Source organism: Clostridium sp. D53t1_180928_C8 (genome assembly GCF_015667795.1).
In the GTDB taxonomy this organism is placed as follows: Bacteria; Bacillota; Clostridia; order Clostridiales; family Clostridiaceae; genus Clostridium.
Genome location: NZ_JADPEL010000073.1, coordinates 1 through 11,291, shown reverse-complemented (window position 1 = coordinate 11,291; position 11,291 = coordinate 1). Strand labels below are relative to the sequence as shown.

The window sequence follows — 11,291 nt, the reverse complement described above, 5'->3', positions numbered from 1 at the left end:
ATTATATTATATTTATTATCTTAAAACAGCACCTAACTTATATTCTAATGCTTTAAGAATTTTATCATGAACTTTAGATATATCTTTATCTTCTAAAGTTTTCTTTTCATCTCTATATGCTATTGCATAAGCTATAGATTTCTTTCCTTCTGGTATTTGTGCACCTTTATAGATATCAAATAATTGAACTTTTTCTACTAGGTTTCCACCAGCTTTTCTTATTGTTTCTTCTATATCAGCAACTAATATAGAATCATCACAAAGTAATGCAATATCCCTTGTTACTGCTGGGAATTTTGGTAATGCCTTATATTTCTTATTTGTATTTGAAGCTTCAAATAAAGCATCTAAGTCTAATTCTGCAACATAACAATCAACGTCTACTCCATAGTTTTCAATTACATCTGGATGTATTTCTCCAAAAACACCAGCCTTTTTATTTCTTACCATAAGAGCTGCTGTTTTACCTGGATGATAACTTGGATTTTCGCTTTCTCTTGCATATTTAGCCTTAACACCTAGTCCCTCTACTACATTTTCAACTATTCCTTTAAGATCTAAATAATCACAATCTCCATAAATACCAATTGTTAAAATATTCTTTTCAGTTGGTAATTGTCTTTCATCTTCGTTAGGAATGTATACTCTACCAATTTCAAATAATCTTACATAATCGTTATTTCTTGAATAGTTTCTTCCTAAACATTCCATCATTGAAGGAAGTGTTGTTGTTCTCATAACACTATAGTCTTCACCTAATGGATTTTTAATTTTAACTACATTTCTTAATTCGCTCTCTTGAGGTATATTAACTTTATCAAATACCTTAGGAGACACAAATGAGTAACTGATAGATTGATTAATACCACTACCTACCATTATATCTATAACTGTATCACTTAATAATTCAGTTTTAGATTTTGGTTCTCTCTCTGTTGAAACCTTAAATATAGTTGTAGGAATTTTATCATATCCATAAATTCTAGCTACTTCTTCAGCTATATCTTCTTTTATAGCTATATCAATTCTAAATGTTGGTATAGTTATAACTAAATCATCACCATTAATAGTAGTCTTTAAATCTAATGAATCTAAAGCACTCTTCATTTCTTCTTTTGAAATTTCAGTTCCTAAGAATTTATTTATCCAATTAGAATCTACAGTTATAGAACCTTCTTCTTTTACTGAGTTATAAACATCAATAGTGCCTTCCATAACTTCTCCGCATTCTAATTCACAAATTAAAGCACAGGCTCTATCTATTGCAAGTTTTGCTAAATTTGGATCAATATCTTTATCAAATCTTGAAGAACTTTCTGATCTTAAATTTAACTTTTTAGAACTTACTCTTATATTAGTTCCCTCAAAATTAGCTGATTCAAAAATTACTTCTGTAGTATCATCTTGAATTTCTGAGTTTAATCCACCCATAATTCCAGCTACAGCTACAGATTTAGAACCATCTTTTATCATTAAGATGCTTGAATCTAATTCTCTTTCTATTTCATCTAAAGTTGTAAACTTTTCTCCATCTTGAGCTGTTTCAACAACTATATTTTTACTTTCTATTTGTCTTGCATCAAAAGCATGCATTGGTTGACCAAGCTCTAACATAACAAAATTAGTTATATCAACTATATTGTTTATAGGTCTAACACCTGCTTCTAAAAGTCTTTCTTGCATCCAACCTGGTGACGGCATTACTTTAACATTCTTAACGCCTCTAGCCATGTATCTTCTACATAAATTACTTTTAACTTCAACTTTTAATTCATCATTTATATTTGCTGAACATTTAGATGTATAATCAAAGTTTGGCATTTTATAAGCTGTTCTTAAAGTTGCAGCTGTTTCTCTAGCCATACCAACAATGCTTAAACAATCTGGTCTATTAGAAGTTATTTCAAAGTCTAATATTGCTTTGTTTAATCCTAAATATTCTTTAATATCCATTCCAAGTGGAGCATCAGCAGGTAAAATCATTAATCCATGAACAGGTTCATCTCCAGCAATTCCCAGTTCTTCTTCAGAACAGAACATACCGTTAGATACAACCCCTCTCATTTTACCTTTCTTGATTTCACTTCCATCAGCTAAAATTGATTTATGAAGAGCAACTGGTACTATATCTTGTTCTTTCATATTAGTTGCAGCTGTTACTATTTGTATTTCTTCATCTGCACCTATATTAACTTGACAAACATTTAATCTATCTGCATCTGGGTGTTTTTCTATTTTAGTAATTTTACCAGTAACAATATTTTTTATATTATCACCTTGTATAATAACCTCTTCTAAAGCCGAGCCTGAAAGAGTTAATTTATCTCCTAATATATGTGGATCTACGTTAACTTCAGCGTAGTCCTTAAGCCAATTATATGGTACTTTCATCTTACTTTACCTCCTAATTAAAATTGATTTAAAAATCTCATATCACTTTCGTATAATCCTCTTATATCATCAATGCCATACTTAAGCATAACCATTCTATCTACACCGAATCCAAAAGCAAATCCGCTATAAACTTCAGGATCTATACCACAATTTCTTAAAACATTAGGATGAACCATTCCACAACCTAATATTTCAATCCAACCGCTTCCTTTACATACTCTGCATCCCTTACCTTCACAAACGAAGCAAGTTGCATCCATTTCAGCTGATGGCTCAGTAAATGGGAAGTGGTGAGGTCTGAACTTAGTTACAACCTTATCTCCAAACATCTTCTTAGCAAATAATTCTAAAGTTCCTTTTAAATCTGCAAAAGTAACTCCCTTATCAATTACTAACCCTTCCATTTGATAGAATATTGGTGAATGTGTAGCATCTACAGCATCTGATCTATAAACCTTACCTGGAGATATCATCTTTATTGGAGGTTCTTGATTTTCCATTGTTCTGATTTGTATTGGAGAAGTTTGAGTTCTTAAAACTATATTATCATTAATATAGAAAGTATCTTGCTCACTTCTAGCTGGATGATCCTTTGGAATATTTAAAGCTTCAAAGTTATAATGATCTAGTTCAACCTCTGGACCATCTTCTATGCTGAATCCCATTGAAATAAATATTTCCTTCATTCTTTCTAATGTTAAATCAAGTGGATGTCTCTTACCTATTACATTTTTCTTTCCAGGAAGAGATATATCAATTATTTCACTTGCAAGCTTAGCATTTTTTTCTTTAGTTTTGATTGCAGTTCCAACCTCTTCTAATTTTTGCTCAACTTCACTTTTAGCTTCATTAACTAATTTACCAACTATAGGTCTTTCTTCTGGAGTTAATGAACCCATTCCTCTTAATATTGTAGTAAGCTCACCTTTTTTACCAAGGTACTTAACTCTTATTTCTTCTAATGTTCCACTATTTTCAGCAGCAGATATTTCATTAAAAGCAGCTTCTTTAATTGCTAATAATTTTTCTTGCATTTTTATTCTCCCTTCTTATTGATTAATAAAATTTGGCGCAAAAAAAGGATATTCAGTCCCAAACAGGGACGGAATATCCGCGTTACCACCCTAATTGGTATTTTATTTCATAATAAAATACCCATCTTAATTAAATAACGGTTTTAACCGCTAACTACTACTATAACTTCACAGTTAGGACTCCTGAGGGAACTTCAATATAACTTTATATAAAAAGACTTCCAGTCTAAGGTCTTTTCTCCCTGCATACTCTACTATATCTACTTTCTCATTCACTGTCTTTCAATATTTATTTACAACTTATTATACAAATATCCAATATTTTTTTCAATACTTTATTTAAAATTTATTTTACATAAACTTTGTCTTACTTTTTCGAATAATATTATAGAAGTTGCAACACCAACATTTAATGACTCTGCTCCACCTGGCATTGGAATTTTAACTTTTTTATCAGCTAATTGAAAAATTTCTTCGCTTATCCCATTACCTTCATTTCCTACAGATAATATAACCTTACCACTTAAGTTTTCTTCGAAAAAGTTCTTTGACTCTTCTAAAGATGTAGCAACTAAACTAAAACCATCATCCTTTAACTTTTTTAATAAAGTCAAATCATTATCATAAATTATTGGTGTATAAAATATAGAACCCATTGTTGATCTAATTGTTTTATCATTATATATATCAACTGTTCCTTTAGTTAAAATTATACCATTTACACCAGCAGCATGAGCAGTTCTAATAATAGTTCCCAAGTTTCCAGGGTCTTGAACTTTATCACACAATAAGTAAAAATCTCCATTTATATCACTTATTGAATTATTTATATTAGCTATAGCAATGATACCTTGTGTATTTTCTGTTGAAGATAATTGAGCAAATAATTCATTTTTCATTTCATATATCTTAATACTATCCATATATTCACTTAAATAATCATCTAATTTTACTTTCCCATTTTCATTTACTATTACATACTCAATTTTACACTTTGCCTTAAAAGCTTCTTGAACTAATCTAAAACCTTCTATGATATATTTATTTTCCTTTACTCTGTGCTTTCTTTCTTTTAATTTTTTTGTGTATTTAAATAATGTATTGTCTTTACTTTCAATGACTATCAAATTTTCACCTCTTATTTTTTTCTAATTAGAATATCTTCTAAATTACTTAAATCATCAGCTGATCCTATAGCAACAATAATATCATCATCTTCTAATATATCTTCAGCCTTAGGTGATATATTTATACTTTCGCCTTTTTTAATTGCCATTATATTAATTCCATAACTACTTCTTAATTTAAGTTCTTTTAAAGTTTTTCCACTCCACTCATTTAAAACTTTAAGTTCCATTATACTATAATCAGGTGATAATTCAATAAAATCTAAAATGCTAGCAGAAACTAAGTTATGAGCAACTCTTACCCCCATATCTTTCTCTGGTAATACTACCCTATCTGCACCTATTTTATATAATACTTTTGCATGTAAATCACTTTGACCTTTTGCAATTATATATTTAACTCCTAATTCTTTAACTAATAAAGTTATCATTACACTTGCTTGTATATTTGATCCGATAGTAACTACTGCAACATCAAAATTTCTTAACCCTAAAGTTTTTAATGAACTTTCATCTGTTGCATCCATTTGAACTGCATGTGTAACAGAATCTGAAATTTCCTGTACAGAATCTTCATCCATATCAATAGCTAAAACATCATGCCCTAAAGAATATAATGTTTTAGCAACTGACTCTCCAAATCTACCTAATCCAATAACTACAAACTGTTTATTATTTGCCATTTTTCTTCCCCTAACCTATCAAAATTTTTCCTTCAGGATATTTAATACCTGAGTTTATTCTCTTTCTTGTTATAGATAATACTACAGTTAATGGACCAACTCTTCCTAAGTACATCATAAAAATTATTAATAATTTTCCTATATTACTTAACTCTGAAGTCAATCCTAATGTTAGTCCTGCAGTTCCGAATGCTGATACTGTTTCATAAAATAACGCAATGAAACTTGCACCTTTTTCAGTATAAGATAATAACATAGTAACAACTATTACTAAACTTAATCCAATAAATATTAAGGTAAATGCCTTATATACTAAATCTTTACTGAATCTTTTCTTAAATACTTCTGCGTCTTCTCTACCTCTTATAACACATACTATAGTTACAATTAAAATACCAATAGTAGTTGTTTTTATTCCACCTGCTGTCGAACCTGGTGATCCACCAATAAACATAAGAATTATAGTTAAAAATTGTCCAGCTGTAGTCATACCATCTGTAGGAATACTATTAAATCCTGCTGTTCTCGGTGTAACTGCTGCGAAAAATGAATTCATAACCTTATCAAGAAAAGACATATCTGCTATAGTATTAGCATTATTATGCTCAAATAAGAACATTAATACTGTTCCACCTAAAACTAATACTGTAGTCATTAATATGACCATCTTTGAATGAAGAGAAACTTTTTTTATACTTTTATTGCTATATAATTCACTCCATACAGTAAATCCTAATCCACCAATAATAATTAGTGCAGATGCTACCATTATTACAACCATATTAGAATTATAAGATGTTAAACTGCTGAAGTTTCCAAATATATCAAACCCTGCATTACAAAAAGCAGAAATAGAATGAAATATACTGTAGAATATACCTTTTCCTACTCCATACTCTGGTACAAATTGGGTAGAAAATAATAATGCACCAAAAAACTGTACAGATACAGTAAATACTAATACATACCTAACCATTTTTACTAGTCCTTGTATATTGAATGTATTCATAGCATCTTGTAATATTAGTCTTTCTCTTAAAGTAATCTTTTTACCCAAAATAATAGCAATTAATGTTGTAAAAGACATAAATCCTAATCCACCAATTTCTATTAAAATCATTATAACCGTTTGTCCAAAAGCATTCCAATATGTACCTGTATCTACTACTATTAATCCTGTAACGCAAACTGCTGATGTAGAAGTAAATAATGCATCTAAGAAGTTAGTGCTTTCTCCACTTGTTGTAGATATAGGTAACGTTAATAATAATGCTCCTGTCAATATTACTAATATAAATCCTAATGCTAAAATCTGAACACCTTTAAGTTTAATATTTCTTTTGAAGTTCCAATTCATTACCTCACCTCCTAATTACAATAATTATGATATTATTTTGTTCTTTTTCTCATTTTTTATTATGAAGTTCACCATGTATTTTACCACCTTTATATTACTTTTCATAGATATTCCATATTAAAATTTAAGTTAAGCTCTAAATCTTGTATTTAGTTAGTATATCTTGCATTAAGATCTAAAATATATAATCTATGATTGAGTTGCTTGAATGTAGAGAAAGTATATTTCTACGCACTTAAGTAAGTAGTCAGTTTTCTTCTGTAAAATCTACTTCTTTACTTAAATGATAAAAGGGTTGCTTATAATTATAACAACCCTAAATTTTTCAATTTTATTATCTTTATTTAAATTAAACTTTTATTTTGGAAGACATACAATTTGCACACCCTGCACAGTAAAATACTCTGTCACCAAATACATTAACTATGGTTTCTATAAACTCAGTATTTATACAATTCTCCTTATGGTGAATTATTATTTGCTTTGGCGCATTAGTTATTAATCCACTAATTATTATATCCTCTATTTTAGCTTCTGTATCAATTCTACATTCTGATAGTTCTTTCATAAAATCACTAAAAACATCATTTCCATAGCCGTCTTTTAATACATATCCACCGCCTTCATGAATATAAATATTAATTTTATCAATTTTACTTTCTTGAATGTCTACAAAATATTTTAATAATTTTACAAATTCTTTATATTCCTTTTCAACCATATATTCTTCTACTACTTTATCAATAATTTCTTCTATATCTTCTCGTAGCTCTTTCATTCTAAAGGTTATAAAACCTTTTATGTTTATCTCTTCATTTTCTTCTAAGCAAGTTTTTATTTTTTCTATTATAGAGTTTATTTTACTTATACAATATATCATTTTTTCATCTTTTAAATTTTCTTCACTTTTTAAAACCTTCATAATCATATCTTCTACTTCAATTATTTCATCTTGTTTTAAAAAGAAATAAGTTTCTGTTAAAAAATTAAAAAGCTCTTTTTTTCTATACTTCTCAATAACTATATTGTATAAAATATTGCTTATATATAAATATATCATTCTTTTAACTTTTTCATTATAACACTCTTCATCGCACATAATCTTGATCAAATGTGAGTCACCTTCACCGCTTTCTACAAGACCAATAGTGATATTTTTCTTTTTTAATAGTTCTCTAAGCTCTTGTAATTCATTTACTAAATCTAAATCATTATTATGCACTAATCTTATCACAAGCATGGATTTCACTCCTTTCTTAATATTAGTATGTATTAAAATTCTTTCTATATACTCCCTAGGCTGTACACTTATTAAGAAAATATTGATTTTTTTATGAATATTTTATATGTTATAAGAAATATAATTAAACAAGGAGAAGATTAATGATATGCTTTGTCGACTATAGAACTACAGAAACTGAAATAAACTCACTAAAAAAACTTAATTTTGATGTAATAAAAATCCCTAAAGACAATAATCTTTACAAAGCAATAGATGGGCATACTGATATTCAAGTAAATATAATTGATACCAATACTATAATTATTAATAAAAATATTGATTTAACTTTTAAAGAACTTTTAAAAACAAAAAACATAAAATTTATAGAAAGTTGTAGTACTCTTTCTTCAAAATATCCTAATAACATACCACTTAATGCTTATATTACTGATAATTACTTAATACATAATTTAAAATTTACAGATAAAAAAATTTTAGAGTTTTGTAAAAATAAAAAAATAATAAATGTAAAGCAAGGTTATACTAAATGCTCTATATTACCATTACGCGAAAAAGCAATTATAACTAACGATAATGGTATATATAATACATTAAAGAATGAAGATTTTGATATTTTGTTATTACCATTTGGCGATATAGAATTAAGCGGACTTAATTATGGTTTTATCGGTGGTGTTGGAGGTATGATTTCAAGTGAGTGTATGGCATTCTTTGGCTCTCTAGATAATTATGCTTACGGTCAGGAAGTGAAAAATTTCCTATATAAGTATGATATTAAGCCTATATATCTTAATAATACAAAACTAATAGATAGAGGTAGTTTACTTGTTTTTTAACTCCATATATAATACGTATCTATTAAGTAATTGTTGATTAGTATTTAGCTTAAAATATTAATAATAAACAAAAAAGTAGGCTATTCAAAATTTATATACTCCTTTTATAGTAGATAGTTAAAATAATAAAAACTGTTACTATGGAGGGAGCATTTTATTATGCAAAGAAAACCTAATATATCAATCTAAAACTAAATACAATTAATGTGATACAGGGTATGTCTAGAGTGGTTAGATGCATTGATAGCATCTCTATGGAAGCTTTTTGGGGGAGCTTTAAAAATCGAACTGTATTATCTCCAAAAGTTTGCTATCTTTGAAGAACTTGAACAATCTATTAATGAATACATATAATTTTATAACACGAAAAGATTGCAGAAAAAAATTAAAAGGTATGACTTCTACTGAATATAGAAGCCACACCTTAGCAGCATAATTTTATATTATTTGCCCTATCTACTTGATAGGTGACAGTTTACAAAATAGCCTGCTTTTAATTCTATAATATTAAGATTTACTTGAATTAGCTAATAGTCCACCAATTTCCTCTGGAGTAAATACGTATGTCTTATTACAGAAATGGCATTTTAACTCCTCATTCTTACCTTCTTCATAAATTTCTCTTAAATCTTTTTCACCAATAGAAATTAATGCTTTTTCAACCTTTTCTCTTGAACAATTACAAGAGAATTCTGGTTTTATTTCCTCTAATATCTTTAAATCCATATCACCAAATATGTAATCTAATATATCATCCATACTTTTTCCTTCGTTTAACATAGTTGTTAAAGAAGGTATTTCTTCTAATCTATAAGTTATTATATCAGCTAAAAATTCATCAGCATCTGGTAACATTTGAATTATAAATCCTCCAGCTACTTTAATTGAATAATCTTTATCAACTAAAACTCCTAATGATACTGCTGATGGTGTTTGTTCAGATACAGTAAAGTAATAAGCTAAATCTTCAGCTATTTCTCCTGAATGTATAGGTACTTGCCCTACATAAGGATCTTTCATCCCTAAATCCTTTATAACCATTAAATTACCATCTCTACCTATATATCCACCCACATCTAATTTTCCCTTTGCATTTAGTGGCATATCTCCATAAGGATTTCCAATGTATCCTTTAACTTTAGCACCTTCATAAGCAGTAACAACTATTCCATTAGCATCTCCACCACCATTAATTCTTAAAGTCATTACTTCATTTGATGATTTCAATGTAGCTCCTAAAAGAGCCCCAGCAGTTAACATTCTTCCAAGTGATGCTGATGCAACCGGTGTGCATTCATGTATTACTCTAGCATCCTCAACTAAGTCTGTAGTTATCCCTGCTATTATTCTTACCATTCCATTTTTTGCAACTGCTCTAATAATTTTATCGCTCATATTTTTCCTCCAACTATTACTTTTTCTTTATTACATATACTATTCTTTCAGTATTTGCTTGTACATAATTTTCAGTATACCCATCAAATTTAGCTAAAATCTCTAAATTTACTTTTTCTAATTGCTCTTCTAATTCATGCTCAGTATACGCTCTTTCAAGATGTTCTTCTTCAAATCTCTCATAAAGCTCTCCTTTTTTAACAAAAAATGTTAAAAACATAGAAAGCAAATTTTCTTCAAAAACATTTTCCCAAGTATAAAAAACTTCATCTTCACTATATGTATATATATTATTTCCTAATATCTCTGACAATTTATAATAAGAATTGACATCAAAAATAAATAATCCATTTGTTTTTAAGTGATTATGCACTCCCCTGAAATAATTTTGAAGATCTTCTAAATCTGTTATATAGTTAGTAGAATCTAATACTGAAGTTATTAAATCAAACTCCCTATTTAGAGAAAGTTCTGTCATGTCCTGACAAATTATTTTTCCTTTTATTTTTGCTTCTTTAAATTTATCAAATGCTTCTCTTAACATATCCTCTGATAAATCAACTCCATAAATATTCTTAAAATACTTAGCAATTCTTATAGTTACATTTCCAGTACCACAAGCAATATCTAAATAATCGTTTAATTCTACATTATAAGAGCTACAAATCTCTAAAATACGTTCTACCATTTCATCATAGTTAATATCTTCATTTATTAGCTCATCATATATTTTTGCGAATTCACCATACGCCATATTATTCCCCCCTTATCCTACTTTATTTATAACCTTGAAAAAAATCCAAATTAATGTAGCATTTCCTATACTGAAATAAATTTCTAAGTTTTATAATACTATGTAATAGAATATTAAGTCAATCTATTATTTTCTTCCTAAAATTTGATCATTAGTAGGTAACTTTAACTCTTTTTTTCGCTTAGTCATTATACCACCTATTCTTCCTGTTTCTTCAGCTGTTAATCCACCCCATCCATATGTATCTACCTTATCACTTAAACCTAATTCTGCTGCAATTTCATACTTTATTTTTTCACGCATCTTTTCCTCAGGTGTAAGCTCTTTATTTGTTTTTATTTTTGATTTTATTATTTTCTTTAGTGGTGTTTTACTCATAAAAATTCCCCCTATGAAATTTATATAAATATTTTCTCCTATATCTTTATATTTATACAAAAAAATACTTTGTTACACTTTCAATTTATA

Annotated in this window: 10 protein-coding genes and 1 other annotated feature; of the genes, 1 reads left to right on the top strand and 9 read right to left on the bottom strand. The window is 28.2% G+C overall.

Annotation, left to right across the window (positions count from 1 at the left end):
* Positions 1-15: 15 nt before the first annotated feature.
* The 6 genes from pheT to ytxC form a co-directional block, all read right to left on the bottom strand.
* Positions 16-2,391, bottom strand: coding sequence for a phenylalanine--tRNA ligase subunit beta (gene pheT / locus I4V51_RS19480; RefSeq protein ID WP_195990103.1), 2,376 nt, complete (start codon positions 2,389-2,391; stop codon positions 16-18).
* A gap of 17 nt (positions 2,392-2,408) precedes the next feature.
* Positions 2,409-3,428, bottom strand: coding sequence for a phenylalanine--tRNA ligase subunit alpha (gene pheS / locus I4V51_RS19475; RefSeq protein WP_195990102.1), 1,020 nt, complete (start codon positions 3,426-3,428; stop codon positions 2,409-2,411).
* Positions 3,429-3,489: 61 nt separating this feature from the next.
* Positions 3,490-3,713: a binding site (T-box leader), on the bottom strand.
* Between the two features lie 50 nt (positions 3,714-3,763).
* The gene (locus I4V51_RS19470) at positions 3,764-4,555 is read right to left on the bottom strand and encodes an RNA methyltransferase (protein ID WP_195990101.1); all 792 of its coding nucleotides are present in this window, start codon (positions 4,553-4,555) and stop codon (positions 3,764-3,766) included.
* Between the two features lie 11 nt (positions 4,556-4,566).
* Positions 4,567-5,238: a TrkA family potassium uptake protein gene (locus tag I4V51_RS19465; RefSeq protein ID WP_195990100.1), complete on the bottom strand. Its 672-nt coding sequence runs from the start codon at positions 5,236-5,238 to the stop codon at positions 4,567-4,569.
* A 10-nt stretch (positions 5,239-5,248) separates the two neighbouring features.
* Positions 5,249-6,595, bottom strand: a complete 1,347-nt coding sequence (locus I4V51_RS19460; protein WP_195990099.1) for a TrkH family potassium uptake protein — start codon at positions 6,593-6,595, stop codon at positions 5,249-5,251.
* A gap of 349 nt (positions 6,596-6,944) precedes the next feature.
* Positions 6,945-7,835, bottom strand: coding sequence for a putative sporulation protein YtxC (ytxC, locus tag I4V51_RS19455; protein ID WP_195990098.1), 891 nt, complete (start codon positions 7,833-7,835; stop codon positions 6,945-6,947).
* 143 nt (positions 7,836-7,978) lie between these two features.
* Between ytxC and I4V51_RS19450 the strand changes: the two genes are divergently transcribed.
* Positions 7,979-8,674, top strand: coding sequence for a DUF6873 family GME fold protein (locus I4V51_RS19450; protein WP_195990097.1), 696 nt, complete (start codon positions 7,979-7,981; stop codon positions 8,672-8,674).
* 507 nt (positions 8,675-9,181) lie between these two features.
* Here I4V51_RS19450 and hslO read toward each other — a convergent pair.
* From hslO to I4V51_RS19430, 3 genes are all read right to left on the bottom strand, one after another.
* Positions 9,182-10,069, bottom strand: a complete 888-nt coding sequence (gene hslO / locus I4V51_RS19440) for an Hsp33 family molecular chaperone HslO (protein ID WP_195990095.1) — start codon at positions 10,067-10,069, stop codon at positions 9,182-9,184.
* Between the two features lie 16 nt (positions 10,070-10,085).
* Entirely contained in the window at positions 10,086-10,823 is a 738-nt protein-coding gene (locus tag I4V51_RS19435) for a class I SAM-dependent methyltransferase (RefSeq protein ID WP_195990094.1), read from the bottom strand.
* A gap of 126 nt (positions 10,824-10,949) precedes the next feature.
* Positions 10,950-11,201, bottom strand: a complete 252-nt coding sequence (locus I4V51_RS19430; protein ID WP_195990093.1) for a small, acid-soluble spore protein, alpha/beta type — start codon at positions 11,199-11,201, stop codon at positions 10,950-10,952.
* Positions 11,202-11,291 lie beyond the last annotated feature (90 nt).